This is a genomic window from Acidobacteriota bacterium (assembly GCA_028874215.1).
Lineage (GTDB): Bacteria > Acidobacteriota > UBA6911 > RPQK01 > JAJDTT01 > JAJDTT01.
The window spans coordinates 110,313-129,498 of record JAPPLF010000100.1 but is presented as its reverse complement, the minus strand read 5'-3'; the positions used below and the strand labels follow the sequence as shown (position 1 = coordinate 129,498).

At 63.5% G+C, this 19,186-nt stretch carries 19 protein-coding genes; 9 read left to right on the top strand and 10 right to left on the bottom strand.

Features of this window, described 5'->3' with window-relative positions; genetic code table 11:
- Positions 1-166 precede the first annotated feature (166 nt).
- Both sfsA and OXT71_20530 read left to right on the top strand, forming a co-directional pair.
- The gene (gene sfsA / locus OXT71_20535; GenBank protein MDE2928778.1) at positions 167-898 is read left to right on the top strand and encodes a DNA/RNA nuclease SfsA; all 732 of its coding nucleotides are present in this window, start codon (positions 167-169) and stop codon (positions 896-898) included.
- A gap of 14 nt (positions 899-912) precedes the next feature.
- Complete coding sequence (locus OXT71_20530; GenBank protein ID MDE2928777.1) at positions 913-1,743, top strand: enoyl-ACP reductase; 831 nt, start codon at positions 913-915, stop codon at positions 1,741-1,743.
- Between the two features lie 24 nt (positions 1,744-1,767).
- Here the strand turns inward: OXT71_20530 and OXT71_20525 are convergent, their stop codons facing one another.
- Positions 1,768-3,570, bottom strand: coding sequence for an ABC transporter ATP-binding protein (locus OXT71_20525; GenBank protein ID MDE2928776.1), 1,803 nt, complete (start codon positions 3,568-3,570; stop codon positions 1,768-1,770).
- A gap of 176 nt (positions 3,571-3,746) precedes the next feature.
- Between OXT71_20525 and OXT71_20520 the strand changes: the two genes are divergently transcribed.
- Entirely contained in the window at positions 3,747-5,114 is a 1,368-nt protein-coding gene (locus OXT71_20520; protein MDE2928775.1) for an aminotransferase class III-fold pyridoxal phosphate-dependent enzyme, read from the top strand.
- Positions 5,115-5,276: 162 nt separating this feature from the next.
- Here OXT71_20520 and OXT71_20515 read toward each other — a convergent pair whose 3' ends face one another.
- The 3 genes from OXT71_20515 to OXT71_20505 form a co-directional block, all read right to left on the bottom strand.
- The gene (locus OXT71_20515) at positions 5,277-5,528 is read right to left on the bottom strand and encodes a toxin-antitoxin system HicB family antitoxin (protein ID MDE2928774.1); all 252 of its coding nucleotides are present in this window, start codon (positions 5,526-5,528) and stop codon (positions 5,277-5,279) included.
- Between the two features lie 40 nt (positions 5,529-5,568).
- A complete protein-coding gene (locus tag OXT71_20510) occupies positions 5,569-6,744 on the bottom strand; it encodes an ATP-binding protein (protein ID MDE2928773.1) in 1,176 nt (391 codons plus the stop codon).
- A 66-nt stretch (positions 6,745-6,810) separates the two neighbouring features.
- Positions 6,811-7,362 carry a 3'-5' exonuclease gene (locus OXT71_20505; protein ID MDE2928772.1) on the bottom strand — a complete coding sequence of 184 codons (552 nt, stop codon included), beginning with the start codon at positions 7,360-7,362 and terminating at the stop codon, positions 6,811-6,813.
- A gap of 254 nt (positions 7,363-7,616) precedes the next feature.
- On the opposite strand from OXT71_20505, the gene OXT71_20500 reads away from it, so the two are divergent.
- Positions 7,617-8,087, top strand: a complete 471-nt coding sequence (locus OXT71_20500; protein ID MDE2928771.1) for a hypothetical protein — start codon at positions 7,617-7,619, stop codon at positions 8,085-8,087.
- On the opposite strand, the gene queG is transcribed toward OXT71_20500, so the two are convergent.
- Positions 8,080-9,231, bottom strand: a complete 1,152-nt coding sequence (queG, locus tag OXT71_20495) for a tRNA epoxyqueuosine(34) reductase QueG (GenBank protein ID MDE2928770.1) — start codon at positions 9,229-9,231, stop codon at positions 8,080-8,082. The two genes, OXT71_20500 and queG, sit on opposite strands and share 8 nt — an antisense overlap.
- Before the next feature lie 95 nt (positions 9,232-9,326).
- On the opposite strand from queG, the gene OXT71_20490 reads away from it, so the two are divergent.
- On the top strand, positions 9,327-9,851 hold the full coding sequence (locus OXT71_20490) for a hypothetical protein (GenBank protein MDE2928769.1): 525 nt from the start codon (positions 9,327-9,329) through the stop codon (positions 9,849-9,851).
- 163 nt (positions 9,852-10,014) lie between these two features.
- Positions 10,015-10,668, top strand: coding sequence for an AraC family transcriptional regulator (locus OXT71_20485; protein ID MDE2928768.1), 654 nt, complete (start codon positions 10,015-10,017; stop codon positions 10,666-10,668).
- Positions 10,669-10,697: 29 nt separating this feature from the next.
- On the opposite strand, the gene OXT71_20480 is transcribed toward OXT71_20485, so the two are convergent.
- Positions 10,698-11,069 (bottom strand): STAS domain-containing protein, encoded by a 372-nt coding sequence (locus OXT71_20480; protein ID MDE2928767.1) that lies wholly within the window; start codon positions 11,067-11,069, stop codon positions 10,698-10,700.
- A gap of 354 nt (positions 11,070-11,423) precedes the next feature.
- Between OXT71_20480 and OXT71_20475 the strand changes: the two genes are divergently transcribed.
- From OXT71_20475 to OXT71_20465, 3 genes are all read left to right on the top strand, one after another.
- Entirely contained in the window at positions 11,424-11,852 is a 429-nt protein-coding gene (locus OXT71_20475) for a polymer-forming cytoskeletal protein (GenBank protein MDE2928766.1), read from the top strand.
- A 165-nt stretch (positions 11,853-12,017) separates the two neighbouring features.
- Positions 12,018-12,461: a peroxiredoxin gene (locus OXT71_20470; GenBank protein ID MDE2928765.1), complete on the top strand. Its 444-nt coding sequence runs from the start codon at positions 12,018-12,020 to the stop codon at positions 12,459-12,461.
- Between the two features lie 175 nt (positions 12,462-12,636).
- Positions 12,637-13,419 carry a carbonic anhydrase family protein gene (locus OXT71_20465; protein MDE2928764.1) on the top strand — a complete coding sequence of 261 codons (783 nt, stop codon included), beginning with the start codon at positions 12,637-12,639 and terminating at the stop codon, positions 13,417-13,419.
- A 104-nt stretch (positions 13,420-13,523) separates the two neighbouring features.
- Here the strand turns inward: OXT71_20465 and OXT71_20460 are convergent, their stop codons facing one another.
- Genes OXT71_20460 through OXT71_20445 form a run of 4 tightly spaced genes read right to left on the bottom strand, consistent with a single transcriptional unit; the run spans position 13,524 to position 19,123 of the window.
- A complete protein-coding gene (locus OXT71_20460) occupies positions 13,524-15,299 on the bottom strand; it encodes a M28 family peptidase (GenBank protein MDE2928763.1) in 1,776 nt (591 codons plus the stop codon).
- A complete protein-coding gene (locus OXT71_20455) occupies positions 15,296-16,357 on the bottom strand; it encodes a hypothetical protein (GenBank protein ID MDE2928762.1) in 1,062 nt (353 codons plus the stop codon). The genes OXT71_20460 and OXT71_20455 overlap by 4 nt, the downstream gene beginning before the upstream one ends.
- A complete protein-coding gene (locus tag OXT71_20450; GenBank protein ID MDE2928761.1) occupies positions 16,354-18,435 on the bottom strand; it encodes a M1 family metallopeptidase in 2,082 nt (693 codons plus the stop codon). Before OXT71_20450 ends, OXT71_20455 begins: the two co-directional genes overlap by 4 nt.
- 46 nt (positions 18,436-18,481) lie before the next feature.
- The gene (locus OXT71_20445; protein MDE2928760.1) at positions 18,482-19,123 is read right to left on the bottom strand and encodes an LON peptidase substrate-binding domain-containing protein; all 642 of its coding nucleotides are present in this window, start codon (positions 19,121-19,123) and stop codon (positions 18,482-18,484) included.
- Between the last annotated feature and the right edge of the window lie 63 nt (positions 19,124-19,186).

Genomic DNA, 19,186 nt, shown 5'->3' with positions numbered 1-19,186 from the left:
CATTCCATATCCCATTTGTGGGGGGTGGCGCGTTGGTGGTCTTTTTCTGCCCCCTGTTCCCCTTTGGGGGGTTTTCCTCCCGCGCGGGCGGGGGGGTTTTCAACCCCCCGCTCCGCGGGGGTTGGAAATCCGCCGCTCCCATCCGTAGTAGACTGGGCGGCCTGGAATGCTGGGAGAACGAACGAGAACCTGGATCCCCATTCCGGGGAAACTCCAGGAAGCGGTCTTCGTGGAGCGCCCCAACCGCTTTCTGGTGAGGTGCCGGCCGCTCGGCGAGGCGGAACCGGTGGACGCCCATCTGGCCGATCCGGGCCGCCTGCGGGAACTCCTCATCCCCGGGGTCCGGATCTGGCTGCTTCCGGCTTCGGGCGCGAAGAGAAAGACCCGTTGGACCGCCCTCCTGGTGGAGAACCCCGACCGGTGCGGTCTGGTCTCGGTCGACACCCGGATCCCCAACCGGCTCGTCGGCCGCGCTCTGGCCCGGTCGGCTATCGAGGAGTTCGAGGAGTGGGAGCTCCGGCGGGCGGAAGCGGCGATTGGACGCTCCAGGATCGATTTCCTCTTGGGCCGAGAGGATGGGCGGCAACTGGCCCTGGAGGTGAAGAGCGTTACGCTGGTGGAAGACGGAGTCGGCCTTTTTCCCGACGCAGTCACCGCCCGGGGAGCCCGCCACGCCAGGGAGTTGGCGCACCTGGCCCAACAGGCCGGCTGGAGCGCCGCCATCCTCTTCGTGATCCAGCGTGAGGACGTCCGCCGATTCCGGGCGGCCCGCGAGTTGGATCCGGATTTCGCCGCCGCCCTGGACGAGGCCCGGGCCCGGGGCGTGCAGATCGTGGCGAGGCGCTGCCGGATCGACCTGGACCGGGTCACGCTGGGAGGAACGGTCCCCGTCAACTAGCCGAGGAATCGCTCATGTCACTAGAGAGTCACAACCTGCTGCGGGACAAACGGGGACTCATCTTCGGTCCCCTGAACGAACAGAGCCTGGCTTGGAAAATCAGCCTGGCCTGCCACCGGGAGGGCGCCCGGTTGGCCCTCTCCAACACCAGGATGGCGTTCCGCTTCGGCCCCATCCGGGAACTGTCCCGGACCTGCGGCGACGCCCCTCTCATCGCCTGCGACGCCTCGTCCTCGCCGGATCTGGAGAAGGCTTTCCAGGAGTTGAAGTCCACGCTGGGAAGGGTCGACTTCATCGTCCATTCCATCGGCATGTCTCCCAACGTCCGCAAGAAACGTTCCTACGGCGACCTCAACTACGACTGGTTCCACAAGACGCTGGACGTCTCGGCCCTCTCCCTGCACCGGATCGTGTCCGAAGCGCTCAAGTCCGACAGTCTCAACGACGGCGGCAGCATCGTGGCCCTGACCTACATCGGCGCGCAACGGATCTTCTCCCGTTATTCGGACATGGGAGACGCCAAGGCCCTGCTGGAGAGCGTGGCCCGGAGCTTCGGGTATCGGCTGGGCCAGCGGGGCATCCGGATCAACACCGTGTCCCAAAGCCCGACCCGCACCACCGCCGGGAGCGGGATCAAGGGATTCGACCGCCTATACGAGGCCGCGGAAAAGATGTCGCCCCTGGGCAATGCCCAAGCCGAGGACTGCGCCGATTTCGTGGTGGCGCTGGTCTCGGACCTGACCCGCAAGGTCACGATGCAGAATCTCTACCACGACGGCGGATTCAGCTCCGTGGGCATGAGCGACGCCCTGTTGGATGCCCTGTACGGGCCCGACGAGGGCTGACGGTCCCGGCGCCACCGGCCGGAGCTAGCCTCCGTTGCCTGCCCCCGGCGCCGAGAACTGGAGCTGGTGGAGGCGGCGGTAGAGACCGGACGTCTTCAGCAGTGTCCGGTGGTCGCCCTGTTCCACGATTCGTCCCGCATCCATGACCACGATCCGGTCGGCCCGCCGGATGGTGGACAGCCGGTGGGCGATGACCAGGGTCGTGCAGTTGGCCATGAGATGGTCCAGGGCCTCTTGGACCAGCCGCTCCGATTCGCTGTCCAGCGCCGAAGTGGCCTCGTCCAGAATCAGGATCGGAGCCTTCTTCAGAATCGCCCGGGCGATGGCCAGGCGCTGCCTCTGCCCCCCGGAGAGCTTTTCGCCCCACTCGCCGATGCCGGTCTCGTAGCCGGACGGAAGCGCGGTGATGACGTCATGGATGAAGGCCGCCCGGGCCGCCTCTTCGATCTCCTCCCGCGAGCAGTTTTCCCGGCCGTACCCGATGTTGTCCCGGACCGTGTCGTTGAAGAGGAAGACCTCCTGGGTCACGACGGCGACCTGATCCCGCAGGCTGTCCAGATCTACTTTGCGAATGTCGGTTCCGTCGACGGCGACCCGTCCCCGGCTCACGTCGAAGAACCTGGGAATCAGGCTCGCCAGGGTCGTCTTGCCGGCGCCGCTCGGCCCCACCAGGGCTACGACTTCTCCCCGGCGAATGGACAGGTCCACGTCCTGGAGCGCCGCCGCGGCTTCTTCCTGGTAGCTGAACGCCACGTCCTCGAACCGGATCTCCCGGCTCAGGGGAGGCAGCGGAGGCGCCTCGGGAACGCGGGGGACCTCCTGCCGGGTGTCCAGCAGTTGAAAGATGCGGGTGGAGGCGGCGAACCCGTGCTGGAAGTGCAGGTGCATGCGGGAGAGCTTGCGCAGCGGTTCATAGAGCCGGAACAGGGCGACGATGAAGACGACGAAGGCTCCCAGGCTGAATCCCTGTTGGATCTGACTGTGGGCGTACAGGAGAAAGGGCACGAACGAGACGTAACCGATGAGCTCGGTCAGAGGGGACCCCAGGGCGCCGATCCGGGCGGCCTGGACGTTGACCCGCACCTGCCGCCGATTCAGCTCGCGGAAGCGGCCGGCTTCGTACTCCTCCATGCAGAATGCCTTCACCGTGCGGTGGCCGGCGATGGTCTCCTGCAGCAGATGGCTCATCTCCTCCAGGTTCTCCTGACTCTCCTGCCCGGCCCGGCGGACCCGGCGCCCCAGCGCCAGCGCCAGCGCCACCACCAGCGGACCCACGACGCAGGCGAAGAGGGACAGCAACCAGTCGATGTAGATCATCAGGACCAGGAAACAGATGAACAGCGAGACCTGCCGCATCAGGTCGGTCAGCATGCGGCTCACCATGAGCTGCAACCGCTCGGTATCGACGACGAGGCGCGACATGAGGCGACCCGTGGGGTTGAGGGCGAAGAAGGAGAGGGACTGGTTCAGCAGATGGCCGTAGAGCCGCTTGCGCAGATCGGCCACCACGCGCTGGCCCGTGTAGCTCATGGAATATTCCGCGAAATAAAGGAACACCCCCTTGAGGAGCGAGAAGCAGACCAGGGCCACGGCGATCCGAGTGAAGTTGTCCTCGCCGATGTCCAGCAGGTCGCGGAGGAACGCGAATTTGTCCACGAAACCGCCCTCCGGACCCAGGGGGACACCCGCCCACTGGTTGAACAGGGGACCCAGCAGGAGGACGATTCCCATCTCCACGGCGCTGGTGACGGACAGCAGCACCAGGGCCAGAACCAGTAGCGGAGAATAGGGCCGAATGAAGGGGAAGAGCCGGCGAAGATCCCGCACGGTGCGGATTATAACAACCGGAATCGGGCCGCCCCGCAGCACCGCCGGACCGCATTCCGTGAACCGTCTCCTTCAACCCCGGCCGGGCCGGTTGACTTTGTCCGGGAGTCGGTTCTAACGTTTGCCTTTCACAAACTGTCGCAGGCGCCCGCCCACGGAAAGTCGAGGCAAGAATCATGGATGACTCCGGCGTTAAAGAGATCACGGAATACTCCGGCGTGGATTGGACCGAAACCACCGGCGCACGGCTGTATCGAAAAGCCAAGAAGCTCATCCCGGGAGGAGTTCAACTGCTTTCCAAGCGGCCCGAACGGTTCCTGCCCCGGCAGTGGCCCGCCTATTTCAGCAAGGCTCGCGGATGCGAGATCTGGGACCTGGACGGACGGCATTTCTACGACACCACCATCCACTGCGTGGGAGCCTGCCTGCTGGGATACGCGGACCCCGATGTGAACGCGGCCGTTCGAGGCGCCATCGACCGCGGAAACATGTCCACTCTCAACTCGCCCGCCGAGGTGGAGCTGGCGGAGCTGCTCTGCGAGCTCCACCCCTGGGCCGGCATGGTGCGCTACGCCCGCGCCGGAGGTGAAACCATGTCCGTCGCCGTCCGCATTGCGCGGGCCGCCACGGGGCGGGAGACGGTTGCCTTCTGCGGCTACCACGGCTGGAGCGACTGGTACCTGGCGGCCAACCTGGGGGACCACGACGCCCTGGACGGACTGCTCATGCCGGGCCTGAACCCGACGGGAGTTCCCCGCTCGCTGGCCGGCACCGCCCTGCCTTTCCACTACAACCGGATCGACGAATTGGAGGCCATCATCGACCGGACGGGAGGCAATCTGGCCGCCATCATTACGGAACCGCTGCGGGACGTTCCTCCGAAAGACGGGTTCCTCCACCGCATCCGCGAGCTGGCCGACCGGATCGGCGCGGTCATGATCATCGATGAGATCAGCGCCGGCTGGCGGTTCTGCCTGGGCGGCGCCCACCTGACGCTGGACGTTGAGCCGGACCTGGCCGCGTATTCCAAGTCCACCTCAAACGGCTATCCCATGGGCGCCGTGATCGGCCGCCGGGAGGTGATGGAGGCGGCCCAGAGTTCCTTTATCAGCAGCACCTACTGGACCGACGCCGTGGGACCCGCCGCCGCCGTCGCCGCCATCCGCAAGATGGAGCGGGTCCGCCTCTCGGAGCACACCATGAGGATCGGCGCCAAGGTCCACGACGGCTGGCGGAAACTGGCCCGCCGGCACGGAATCGACATGAAGCCGCACGGCCAATACCCCATGTCTCATATGGCCTTCGGGCACGGCGAGAAGAGTCTGGCGCTGCAGGCGCTGATGACCCAGGAAATGCTGGACCGCGGATACCTGTCCACGGGAGCGTTCACCGTCTCCCTGGCCCACACCGACGAGGTCATCGACGGCTACCTGGCGGCCCTGGACGAGGTCCTGGCTGTCCTGAAAAAAGCCCTCCGGAAGGACAACCTGGAGTCCAGGCTGAAGGGCCCCTTGCCGGAACAGGGATTCGGCCGGCTGACTTGAGAGTTTCCGGTCGGCGGCGGCCCTTGGAACCGCAATCCGCCCCCGGCTACAGCGTTTGTCTCCAGAAAGACAAGCTCAGCATTCATCCGCGAAAAGCGCTTCGGATTTCGCGTCCGCCAATCCCTAGGCGCATTTTTTTTGGCCATACGAAACTCGGCAATTTCATTCCAGGTGGTCATCGGGCGCCGGCGATTGGCCCCCGTCACGACGAAGGAGGCGGCGTGCCGCCTCAATATCGGCTTCGGCGCCTCGGGCGGTGAAGAATTCAGCGGTTTTCATGGCGGAGATCTTTTCGGCGACGGCCATGGCCACGAATTGATTGATGCTCGTGCCCTCTTCTCTGCTGATCTCGGCGACGGCCGCCTTCAGGGACGCAGGCAAACGCAACGGATAGACGCTGACGTTCTTCTTCATGTCAAAATTCTCCTCAGGGCTTGTTGCGGCGACGATGGACTCATCCAAAACCGCCACTCACCCCAGGCAAACCGGTTGCAAACTCGGGCACTCGCGAGACCGGGAGGACCGTGATCCGATCATCCAGGGAATAGGTTTCGTTGCCAGGGTATACGATCCAAAGATGTTGCAATTGCAAGTCCGCGATCGCCACTCGCATCGACTTGGTAGTGCGGGGAGCATCCGCCAGCTTGACCTCCACACCGAAGTTTTTGCCGGAGCGGGTAAACAGCAGATCGAGTTCGGCGCCCGCGTGCGTGGCCCAGAAATAAACGTTGCCGGTTGCCAGAACAGCCAGCAACTGCTCGATGGCGAATCCTTCGAACGACGCTCCGACTTTGGGATGTCCGGCCACGTCCTGTTCGCTGGTCAAGCCGAGCAGGGTGTGCAGCAGGCCGGTATCGCGCAGGTAGACCTTGGGCGACTTGACCTGCCGCTTCCGGAGATTGGGAACCCACGGCGGCAACACCCGCACCATGAACGCTCCGGCAAGGATGTCCAGGTATCGGCGTGCGGTGCGCTGATTGGCGCCGAGTGCACGCGCCAACTCGGCCGAGTTCCAGACCTGGCCATGGTAGTGGGCGATCATGGTCCAGAAACGGCGAAGGGTTTCGGCTGGGATCGTGATCCCCAACTGCGGAATGTCACGTTCAAGGAAAGTGCTGACGAAATTCGTGCGCCAAAGTGCGGACGCCGACAGATCAGGCGCCAAATAGGAGCGGGGAAAGCCGCCCCGCAGCCAGAGCCGGCGCCAGGATGCGGCAGCCACCTCGCCGATATCGAATCCGGAAAGACCGACCAACCCGACGCGACCCGCCAGCGATTCTGACACCCCTTTCACCAGCACGGGAGAGGCGCTTCCCAGCACCAGAAAGCGCGCGGCGTGATTCGGCCGGTCAACCAGCACCCGCAGAGTCTCGAACAACTCCGGCCGACGTTGCACTTCGTCGATGACGACGAGCCCGGTGAGGCTGCCGAGAGAATATTCCGGCGTTTCAAGACGCCGCCGGTCCACCTCTGCTTCCAAATCGAAATACGTGCTAAAAGTTGAATCCTGTACGATCACCCGCGCGAGAGTCGTCTTCCCACATTGCCGCGGTCCGGTCAGGGCTACGACCGGATGGACGACGAACGCCTCTTCGATTCGTCGCAAAGGGGCCGGCCGCTCGATCAGCATGGCAGAACATTATAATCCTTGAAAATCGGCAGGTCACCTACATATTTTCAAGGATTATTGTTCATTTCATCCTTTTCGACGCGACCTGAGGAATCGTTTTCGCCGGCGACGGGGTCGCCGCCGACTCCATCCCGATGCCTGGGCGGCCAGGACGATGCGTGCACACGCTTGTGCGTCCGATCCTGATTCGTGATGACTCAGCGGGATGCTGAGCCTCCGGCAGACGTCCGGCAGCGTCGTCGGGTAGATTCCCCATTGCTGTCGCGCCAACTGCACCGTGCAGACAAACGGCTTCCGGGGAGCCTTGACGCCATAGACGGCGCAACAGGCTTGGAGGACGCTTCTGTCGAACGGCGCGTTGTGAGCCGCGACGAACTCCGCGCTCTCGAGCCAAGGACGGAGAGTCGGCCAGAGTTCGCCGAAGGTGGGCGCATGGCGAACGTCCTCCCATCCGAGTCCGTGAACCCAGGTGAAACTGAACTCCGGCGCCGGCGGTCGAATCAGAAACGTCCGCGACACCTCGATCTCGCCGTCGCGGCCCACGACGAGACCCACCGAACACGCACTGTCCCGGCTGTCATTGGCGGTCTCGAAATCGATGGCGACGAATCTGCTCATGCCGTCAACACCCATTGTCGGGTATCCCGGTTCCAACCCTGACCGTTGACGCTCTCACCGGCCAGGTCGGGAGCAACTCTCTCACCTCCATGTGACCAACCCGCTCGCGCACACTCTTTATTTTGTTTCCGTTTTTCTCTTTCCCGGTCCCCCTCTGCTATCATTCCCCTCCGATTCGGCCGGTGGCGATCACATGAGATCCGGGCGCCGCGTTCATGCCGGCGCCGGAAGAGCCGGCCTGGGAGGATCTTGAAATGTCCCATGAAGCCGACAGGACGATTGCCCATTTAGGTGCGCCCCCGGAAGAAACCGACCAGATGCCGGTCGTGCCCTATCGGGTCCTTTATACCGATCTGCCCGTGTACTCCGACGCGGCGTGCCGCAAGCGGATTTCCGATGCCCACATCGCAGTCCTTCTTCCTTTGGATCCCGACGACCAGATCCTGGAACTGGACGTCGTTCCGACCCGGGTGAGCTACCAGCCGGGCCAGATCATCACCTGGGACCTGAACAACAAGCGCACCTGGGAGGCGGGCTGGTACCGGAATCCGGACAGCGGACAGGTGGAACAGGCTTGGACCATGCACGTCGAGTTTACCGGCAAGCTCATCCAACCCAAGACGCTGGAGGCGAACCGAACGAAACTGGCCGACCTGGAGCGCAGGATGGCGCCGGTCGCCGCCGCGGCCGGAGTCGGACAGCATTCCTCGACCCGAATCAACTGACCCCCGGCGGATCCTCCGGCTCGCCGCCGAGCAGTTCTCGCAGCGCCGCTCTCGTCTCAGAATCCGGCTCCTTGGAGCAACGCCTGCGGACAGCGTCCAGCGCCTCGCCCGTGCCCAACCGCGTCAGAGCCCAACCCGCGTGGCGCCTGACCATGGGATCCTCCGAGTTCAGCAGATTCGTCAACTCCGGCGCCAGACCGGGGTTGCCGGAGTTGCCCATGGCCACGGCCACGTTGCGGACGAAACCGCGCCACTTGGCGCGCTTGACGGGACTGCCGCTGAACCGTTCTCGAAATTCGTCCGGCGACAACTGGGCCAGCTCCCAGAGTTCGGGCGACCGGTTGACGGGACGGGGGGCCAGTTCGGGGACGGAGGAATCGGGAACCGGATGGTTCCAGGGACAGACGTCCTGGCAGATGTCGCAGCCGAAGACCAGGTTGCCCATGGGCTGACGCAGCTCCTGGGGAATATCCTCCTTCAACTCGATGGTCAGATAGGAAATGCAGCGGCGGCTGTCCAGCAGGTAGGGTTCGACGATGGCGTCCGTGGGACAGGCGTCGATGCAGTGGGTGCAGGAACCGCAATGGTCCACGGCCGGTTCGTCAGGGTCCAACTCCACATCCAGCAGGATCTCGCCCAGGAAAAACCACGAGCCCAGCTTCCGGTCCAGAAGGTTCGTGTGCTTTCCCAGCCACCCGATACCCGCCCGGGCCGCCCAGTACTTGTCCATCACCGGACCGCTGTCGACGTAGAATCTCGCTCCGACTCCCGGCACTTCCTCCCGGATCGACTCCAGGAGCCGGGCCATGAGGGATCCCATGACCGAGTGGTAGTCGTCCCCCGAGGCGTACCTGGAGATGACTCCCCGCTCGGGATCGTCGTAGGGCAACGGCTGGGAATGCGGATAGGCCAGGGCTACGCAGAACATGGAGCGGACGCCCGGCAAGACCCTTCCCGGATCGAGCCTTTTTTCGGCCTGGCGCTCCAGATAGGCCATGGAACCCTGGTACCCGAGCTCCAGCCAGACCCGGAGCTTCTCGCCGGGTCCGGGGTCCGCCGGTGAGACCCCTACGCCATGAAAACCCAGCCGGCGGGCCCTCCTCTTTATCCTGCGGGTGAGCTGAGCGCGAAGATCCGGTTCCATCCCGGCCCGGCCCTCAACCACCGGCCGCGTCCGGGTGAAGGGTCCTCAGAGAACTCTTCCCGGTCCCAGGGGCATGTGATACGTTTCTTCCCGGCATGGGGTCCGAACTCTCCCAAACCTTGGTGATCGGTGTCGTCATCATGACGGTGCTCGTCATCGTGCAGACTCTTTTCACCAGCTTCCTGCTGACCGCCACACTGCGCGGTCTCGGCTCATTTTGCCAGGAACTGACCCGGACGTCCCGGCGGCTTCGGCGAGCAGTGAGGAAGGCCGACGACGGATTGGAGGAAATGATTCCCGTGCTGAAGATGGTGTCCGGATGGGCCAGCGAGGCCACCGGACATTCGGACACCGTCCGCGATTCAGTCCGGGAGATCGAGGGACAGACCGTCAGGAGCCTGGAGAAGATGCGGTCAGGCGCCCAGGAAGCAGCCTCCCAGATGAACAGGGCCCTGAACCGGATCTCCACGGAAACCTACCGCATCCACCGCACCATCATGGCGCCGACACGGCAGATTTCGGACTTGATTCAAACCGGCCGGTCGATCGTCGAAAAATGGTTCGGCCGGAACCGGCGGCCCGCCGACGTCTACACCACGGACGAAGATAATTTCATCTAGTCTGCGGCAGCGACGTGCGCTGCCTTCTGTCTCACCGGATCCGTGATCACCAGGATCCGGACGGAGCGGGTCGAGAGAAGTTTCGGGCAACCCGCACCCCTCAAGATAAGCCGCGATCCACCGGCCGATTTCGCAGCGTACAGGGATCTCCCGGGACCCACCCTTGTATCCGAAGATAAATGCCACCGCAGGGCCGGAGCGGTTTCTACCCGATCCGTCCAGACTGTCACGACACAGAGCAAACAATGACAACGAGTGCGGCAAGGAACTGGAATACGCAGCCGCGCGGGTCCTTTTCAGCCTGCGTTACGATGGCGGCTTTCGAGATCCCCTGATCGAACAGATTGCGCTTAACATCCGCGCCGAGATGCTCGCCCCCACGCCGGCTGGGAAAATGCTGGTCGAAAACCTGACGTCCGCTCTTGGCGTTCACGTCCTCCGACATCATTCCAACCTGGAGTCGGCAAGGATTTCGCCGCCGGGAGTCCGCGGCGCACTCGACCCCCAACGCCTCCGGCGCGTCAAGGATTTCATCGAATGCAATCTCGGTCGAAACCTGACTATCGAGACGATGGCGAAGGAGGCCTGCCTGAGTCCTTTCCATTTCGCTCGCGCCTTCAAGGCCGCAACAGGGTTGGCGCCGCACAGATACATCACGGAGCTCCGGATCGAAAGGGCAAAGTCCTGGATTGCCAAAGGGCGCCCGCTTGCCGCAATTGCCTACGATTTGGGGTTTTCATCACAGGCGCACTTCACAAAACGGTTCAAGCAACTTGTCGGCGCCACGCCGGGAGCGTATCGAGAACGCCGCCCGTAACAACCGTCGATCAAGGGAAAGGTCGAGGGCTACTTGCAGTCATTCCTGATGGCGGCCAGAGCTTCGTCCAAGGAGTCGAAGATCGGAATGTCCGGATTCATCCTTCCGGCCAACTGGAAGATTTCCTTCAGGCCGGGTGCCAGGCCGCACATTGCGAAACGCCCTTTTCGCCGTTGCAGCTTCTTGGCTGTGGTGAGCACGACCCGGTAGCCGATCAGGCCAGTGTAGCTAAGCTCACGGCAGGCAAAGACGACAAACATGGCGCCTCCGCTGAGCAGTTCGTCAATTGCCGGCTTTAGTTCCATCGCGGCAAAGCCATCCAGATGTCCCCGCAGCGCGACAATGACGACATTGCCCTCACGCCGGATGTGATGACTGAATTCAGAAGGTTTCTTCGACATACGGGGTTCCCTTTTTGAGCCCATCGGGCTGTAGCACCGCGGTCGACGGCGACGCGGATCCACCACTGGTTTCAACGCTGAGGCTAACGGGAACGGGGGGGCTGCATCTTCTACGTCTTTGCCCTATCCGTTGTCGTTTCCTGCTCTGTTTTTGTTGCGTACCGGGTGGATGTCCAGAAGCCCGCAGTATCTGCGGCGACCGTGAACATCGTCCCGGCTGGCTGACGCGGCGCCGGTATTTTCGGATTGTCCAGCCCCAGGGCCGGGCTGATCAGCCCAGTGCAGGAAAGACCACGAGGAGATGACAGGGATGTCATCTATCCTAATGCGGGTTTGAGCCGAAGGGAGTCATACATGTGGGAAAAGGATTCGCCGGAACCATTGAAAGCGTCCCGAGGGACTTTACCTCGAATTACTACCCAGCCGGATGCCGGGGGGCGAAACGGGAACCGATCCGTCATCGGCTCCAGCATCACCATCAAGGGGGAAGTGAGCGGATCGCAGGATATGGTCATCAAGGGTCGTGTCGAAGGACAGCTCACCCTGACCGGGTGCAACATCACAGTGGGGAAGGAAGGCCGGATCAAGGCCGACCTCCTGGCCAGGGTGATTCGGGTTGATGGTTATGTAGACGGCCTCCTTCGGGGAGAGGAACAGATTCTCTTGAGTGAAACGGGTTGCGTCCGAGGCAAGCTGATCGCTCCCGAAGTCATTCTGAAAGAGGGTTCCAACTTCAAAGGCACCGTCGACATGGGCGACCGCACGCAGGATTCCGCCGATTAGCCGGTTCGACGTTTGACTTTTCGGCCCAGCCGCGCTGCGAGCCCGCTGACCAGACAATTCTTCCTGACCCGACTCATCCTGGAGGCGTGTGCTTCGCACCTGCCAATCGGCTCTTCCGTGTCTTTCGTCGTTTCGTTCGTCCCGCTTTGACAGGCATTTCACACTGTGGCCGTTTCCGCCGGTGACACCGCACCCGACTTCGTTCTGAAGACAACGAAGAATGATTCTCTCCGGCTGAGTTCGTTACGCGGCCGGAAGGTGGTTCTGTTTTTCTATCCGGCGGACGATTCCCCGGGGTGCACCCTCCAGGTTCGCGGTCTCCGAGATATTCATGAAGACCTGGTCGAACTGGGCGTGGAGGTGATCGGCATCAACAGCGCCAGCGTAGACTCACACCGTAAATTTGCCGAATGCCAGGCCCTGCCCTTTCAGATCGCCAGCGACCCGGAAAATGTCGTTCGTCGCCTGTACGGAGCCTATTCATGGGGGCTGCCCGGGCGCGTCACATTCCTTGTGGATGAGCAGGGGATCGTATGCGATGTTTTTTCCGCGATGTTGCGGCCATGGACCCACGTGAAACGAGTCAGGGCGTGGGTCCGGAAAGGCTAAGATCGGGACCAGCAACAAGGCTCCGGGACGCCGGTGTAAGATACCGTTGCCATCCGGCTCGACGCAGGCGTCATTTGGGAATTCATGACCAGGTTCGGCGACGAGTTCTTCAAAGGGGTCGTCCGGCATCGGTTACGGTAGACTCTCAAGTTGACAACAGAGAATCGGAGGGAAAATGACACGAAGTATCTTATCCGCAATCGCAATCGTCGCCTTGGCGCCGTTCGGGTGCCAGAGCGCGGAAGAGCCGGCACCCGTCGGGGGCGAAGATGCATCGCACCATACCGAATCGTCATGGGGGTATGAGCCGCACAACGGCCCGGCGCACTGGGGCACGCTCGACCCGGCGTTCAGCGTGTGCGCCATGGGCGAAGAGCAGTCTCCCATCGATCTGACCGCCGACCGGAATGCCGATCCGATGGCGATCGAGTTTGAATACCGGCGGACCCGCATCGCCGTCGAGAATAACGGGCACACGATTCAGGTGAACCCGGACCCCGGCAGCGCCACCGTCCTCAGCGGGGTACGCTTCGAACTGCTGCAGTTCCACTTCCACCATGCCAGCGAGCATACGGTTGACGGCATTCAATTCCCCTTGGAGATGCACTTGGTGCATCAAAATGATGGCGGCTCGCTGGCGGTGGTCGGAATCCTGTTCCAGGAAGGACCGGCGAACGAAGCTCTGGCTCCGGTCTGGGCAAACTTTCCGACCGAACCGACGGCCTCGCACGTGGTTTCGGGCGAGCTCGACCTGGCGGCGTTGCTGCCGGCTACCCGAACCACGTGGCGCTACCGGGGATCGCTCACGACTCCACCCTGCACCGAAGGCGTCAATTGGACCGTCCTGACCGAGCCCCTCACGATGTCGCCGGAGCAGATCGCCGCGTTCGGCGCCGTCTATCCGAACAACTTTCGGACCGTGCAGCCGCTCGGCAAACGTGTCCTGGACTGTGGATGACGAGGCAGGCGTTTAAGCCTGCTGGGGAGAGGGTCTCAGGAACCGTGAGGAATTGGCGAAATCTGCGCTTCGAGCCCCCAGCCTCCGATCGCAGAGCCGAGCGCTTACCGTGCGGACCGCCGGTCGAGCCGGGCGGTCACCTCGACCAGTTGCCCTCGTCGTAGCACCAGGATCTTGACCTGATCTCCCGGCTTCCGTGACCGGATCAGGTTGCGCAGGTCCCGGAGATTGCGTATCACCCGCCCGCCGAATTCCACCAGCACGTCCTTCTCCTCCAATCCCGCCTCGTGGGCTGGACTCCAGCTCAGGACCTGTGCGATCTGGATGCCGCCCAGCGTCCAGCTCATGTCGGGGGCGATACCCAGCCAGGGCCGGTCGTCGAGCGGCATCCTCCCCTGCCGGAGGTCCACGTACCGGGGCCGGCTCTCCAGACGGCTCAGCCGCTCCACGGTCTTACGCACGGCCTCCACCACCTGCCAGGTTCGGACCAGGTCGATCTTCTCCCAGTCGTCGGACGGCTTGTGGTAGTCGGGGTGCAGGCCCGTAAAGAAGAAGAGGACCGGGATTCCCGCCGAGGCGAAAGAGAGATGGTCGCTCGAACCCCGGGGGGTGCTGGCGTATTTGAAGGTCAGCGGTGTGTGCGCCTCTACGTCGTGGAGCAGGTCGCGAAACTCCTTTGCCGTGCCCACTCCTCCAATGAGCACGTCGCCGTCGCTGCGTCCGATCATGTCCAGGTTCACCATGGCCACGGTTCGTTCCAGCGGCAAAGGCGGATGCTGCACGTAGTGGCGGGAGCCCAGGAGTCCCAGTTCCTCGGCTGCAAATGCGGCGAAAACGATGGTGCGGCCGGGCCGGGCCGCCGACAGGTCGCGGGCGAGCACCAGTAGCGCGGCCACCCCGGAAGCATTGTCGTCCGCCCCATTGTGGATCTGACCCAGGTGCTGTTCCGCCAGGGAGGATTCGTCCCCGAAACCCAGGTGGTCGTAGTGAGCGCCGATCACCACCGCTTCCTCCGATTCGCCGGGTACGACGCCAACGACGTTCTTTACCCGGTGACGGACCGGCACCACGTCCACATCCAGGCGGATGGAAATCCCGTCCATGGGGAACGAATAGGGGGTGAGGTGATGGTGGATCCAGCGGTCGATTTCCGACGGGTCCCGTCCAGCCTCCCGGAGCAGGCGCTCGCCCACACGTCCGGTCAGGCGAACGGTGGGGATGCCCATGTTGGCCACCTTCTCGAGTTGCGTGGCCTGCCGGGAGCGTTGCTTCGGATGATTGAATCGATCGGGAATCAGGATCAGCCCCGCGGCGCCGCGGCTTCTGGCGTTGAGCGCCTTGTGGGTCACCGTCGAATAAGACGTCAGGTTCTTGCCGTGAAACGGGCTGGAGGCCAATCGTTCCTGGGGTTCGTGCTCGAACGCCACGATCACTTTGCCTCGAACGTCCCAGTCGCCGTAGTCGTCGTACTCGGGTTCGTCCGCCGTGATTCCGAAACCGGCGAAGAAGAGCTCTCCGGAGACGGTTGGATACGGACCGTAGGTCAGCAGTTGGTACTCAGGGCCGATTGAGAGCTCTCGAGCGTTCTCGGGCCCCCGGATCTCCAGTCGGTTGTTTGGACCCAGGTCCTGACCCGTGGTGATGGTAAAGGGCTGAAAGTACGTGCCGTCGGACCCGGCCGGCTCCACGCCGATCCGCCGGAGTTCCATCGCCACGTAGCGCGCCGCCAGCTCCATGCCGGGCGACCCGTTGCCCCGGCCCTCCAACTCGTCGGAGGCAAGATAGCGCAGGTGCTCCAGGAGCCGTCCTTCGTCCCGGGCGCCGGCGGTGCCGGTGAGCAAGACGAGAACGAGGAGAGACCATCGGAGCCGCCTGGTCATGCCGATTCCTCCGGTTTTGCTGATGGGGGTGCGGGGGACGGGGACGTCGCCTGCTCCGTGGGGGACAGGAAAGTTCCCCCTCCTGGTCCACCTCCCAGAGGGTCCCGGTCGCGGAACCAGGGGTCCCGGCTCATGACGAACTGGATCTGGGCGCCGAAGCCCAGGAGCTTGAGGGCCATTCTGCCCAGCATGTAGATCTGCTGCACCACGAACGCCACCAGGATTCCTCCCCAGGAATGGCCGTCAACCAACGTGTCGACGCCCAGGTAGAGCCCGGCCCAGACCAGGGTGAAACAGACCAGGAGCAGATAGAGTCCGGTGGCGCCCAGGAAATGACTCGCGCAGAATCGGGCGGCGGCCAACACGGCCAGCAGGATGCTGGTGCGGTCTTCCAGGACGACCTTGATTCGAGCGTAGTCGAGAACCAGGTCCAGTAACAGAATCAGGACGAGGACCAGGAGATAGCGGGCCAGGCTGAGGTAGAAACCTGTGACCTCGGTCGCAGCGGCGTCGGAATACGAGTCGACCCACCCGTCCACCGGGATCAGCAACTGCCTCAGGCACCAGTAGAGAAGAAGCGCCAGCACGCTCAGCCTGAGGAACCGGCCGAAGAAATCGGCTCCGTTGCGGAGGAAAGCCCGCGTGCTGCCTCCGCCGGGGTGCAGGCGAAGTGAGCTGACTGCCGCCGAGAGCACGAAGGTGTGCAACAGAAGATAGACGGCAACGGCGCCGAGTACCGCCGGCGGCAACTTGCCGAAACCGTCTTCCAACAGGACCTCCAGGGTGTGGAGGAACGGTCCTGCTCCCAGGACCCAGGGACCGAAGCTCTCGGCCGCTCCCCGGGTCCGGTCCCGGAAGAGCTGGTACCAGTCGTAGTCCAGGGTCGTCACCAGCCGTTCCCGATAGACGCCGGCGCCCAGGGAGGACTCGAAGCTCTCCATGAAGGGAAGGAGGAGGATGGACGCCGATCCCAGGATCACCAGGTAGAGATAGAGAATCGACTTCTTGTGGGCCGACAGATTCCGCCAACCCTGAGCCACGCAGCCGGTGAGTGTCATGAGATCAGAGCGAAGACTTCCATCAGGTTCTGCAGCCAGAAGAGCCACTTTGCGGTCCACTTCCGGGTGGCCAGGGAGTGTCGGCCGCTTGCCGGCGGCTTCACCAGTCGACTGTTGTTGGTGGGATTGATGTCCAGAAGCAGCTTCCGGTCCGGATCGACCACGGCGGACTTGAGCCGCGACGGACGCTTGAACTCGTATCGGACCCACCGGTACTGCCCGTCCCAGAGGCGCCGGAACCGTTTCCCGTCGTCGAACTCCATGACCACCTCGACCGGGAACCGTCCTCCCTGCAATCGCGTCACCACCACGCGGCTCCAGTAGATCTTCTTCGACTCGCCTTCCCCTCCGGCCGAAACAGCTTCGGCGTCTTCCGGATCCCGATCGGCGGCCGGGCCCTCCGGCTCGGAACTCTCACCGCCCTCCGCGACGGTCACCTCCTCAACGATTTCGGCTTCGCCCGGAGGCACCCCCTTCAGGTCCGGAATAGCCCTGGAACGGGCTTCGGTCACGGCGTAGTCCACCGTCTCGGCGCTGTGGATCGTCTCCCGGAAGAACCAATCCAGGTCCTCGCCGGCCACCTCGCTGACCGTTCGGACAAAGTCCTCCGCGGTGGGATGCCGGTACCGGTAACGCTCGAACCAGGTCCGGATCGCCCGCAGCATGACCTCGGCGCCCAGGTGCCGTTCCAGGGTCCACAAGACCATATCGGGCTTGGCGTAGGCGTTGACGAAATAGCTGCGCCGGTTCCGGAAACTCCAGGAATTGCGGGTCATGACGTCCAGGCGTCCGCCGCGGCGCACCCAGGCCAGGTTCCGGGTCTCGAACGGGCGGGTCACCGAGGGGAACGAAAGCGGGACCTCCCCCAGGAGCCATTCCACGTGGACCCGGGGCTCATAGGCTTCGCGTGCGGCCCGGTCCGTAGCCCAAGAGGTGATCCCTTCGTCCAGCCAGGCCTCTTCGGCTTCGTTGGTGGCCACCAGGCCGTACCACCATTGATGGGCCACTTCATGAATGGTGACCCCTTCGGGCGAGAGCGTCTCCGGGGGCGACCAGAAATCGGTCCTCCCGGTCACGAGAGTGGGGTATTCCATTCCCCCGGTGCGGCTGTTGTAGGGAGGATCGACCAAGGTCAGGACCGAGTAGGGATAGGGTCCGAACCAGCTCCCGAAGAGGCGCAGGGAATGCTCCATGGCCCGGAAGTACCGTTCCTCCAGGTGCTCATGCTCCTCCAGCAGAAGCAGCCGCATGTCGACGGGGGGAAGGCCGGGATGATCGAACCTCCGGGTCCGGGGCATCAGCCGGGAGCTGGCCACCCAGGTGAAATCATGCACGTTTTCCTGTTGAAAACGGTGCGTGTGGGTACCGTCCCCATTGTCGGTCTCGCCAACCAGGCGTCCGGTGGCCCCCACCACCATGCCCGACGGGACCGTAAGGCTCACCTCATAGTCCCCGAAATCGGCGAAGAACTCGGAGTGGCGATGATATTGGTGGCAATACCAGGCGCCGTCGGCGAAGACGCCCAGCTTGGGAAACCACTGGGCCACGAAGTAGTAGTCCTCCACCCAGCCGGTCCTGCGGGCGCCTCGGGGCAGCTTGGAGGTGAACGCGATTCGAAAACGCACCTGCTCGCCGGGGGCAAGAGGCCGGTCCAGCTCGACCTGCAGCACCGTCCGGTCCTCGGCGTTGTCGTCGTCCGGATGGATGAAACGGCGGCGCACCACGCGGGTGGGGCCCTCGGGTCCGTCCGCCTCGACCTGGATGGATTGGACGTCGATGAAACCCCAGTAGTCCTGGGGAATCGGGTCCTTGTCCCTCCAGAAGGGGGCGAAATCCAGCTCCCACATCATGGTGGAGCGGTTGTTCCGGAAGGCGTTCAGGTAGAGGTGAAAGTGGAACTCCCGGACGGGCGTGTCCGAGGAGTTTCGCCAGTTCAGAACCTGTTGAGCCTCGACCGTCCTGGAAACCGGATCCAGACTGGCCTGGATGTCATAACTGAGATTCCGTTCCGGACCGGACGTGGCCGCCGGAAGGACCGTGGTCGTCAGACAAAGCGCCAGCAGCCGAATCACTCTCATCGAAAATCCAGTCCCGCCGGCTGTGGCCGGTCGCCGCGTCGTAAACTCAATTCCGCTCCGGATGCTCGGGCCGGAGCGTCTGAAAGCCCGAGACCAGTTTCTTGGCCTTCAGCTTCCGGTCCAGCACCCCCAGGACTCCGCGAGCCCGCACCGACAGATCGCCCGTCTCCAGCAGCCGCTGCTTGTCGTAGACGGAGAGGTCCAGGCAACAACAGATCAGGTTGATCATGGTCAGGAAATCGATCCGTCCGGCCAATTTGGGCTCCAGAGGCGGAAACTTGATCTCGGGCGCCAACTGGTCCAGGCGCTTGGCCATCTTCCAGCGAAGGGCCTGAGCGTCGCGTTCGTCCGGGGCCACGTCCTCCAGAAGCCGGACCCGGGCCAGCCGGAAGGGCGTTTCCTGCAGGATTTCCAAGATCTGATAACGCTGAAGCCCCCGGAGCAGGAGGTTGTACTTGCCGTCCTCAAGCTCTTCCGGCTGAGTGATCAGACCCATGGTGCCGGTTCCGAAGACCGGCGGGGAAGCGTGGTATTGAGGGCGCCACCCCTCCCGGAGGAGGACCATGCCGATGTGTCCGTTCCCGTCCAGGGCGCTGGCCACCATGGCCTTGTAGCGCGGTTCGAAGATGTGCAGGGGGAGGACCACCCGGGGGAAGAACACGACTCCGGGGAGGGGGAAAATGGGCAACTCGATAGTTCGGGCTCGAACGGTCAACGATTCAGCCTCAACCGGTCCCCTCCCTCATCCCGG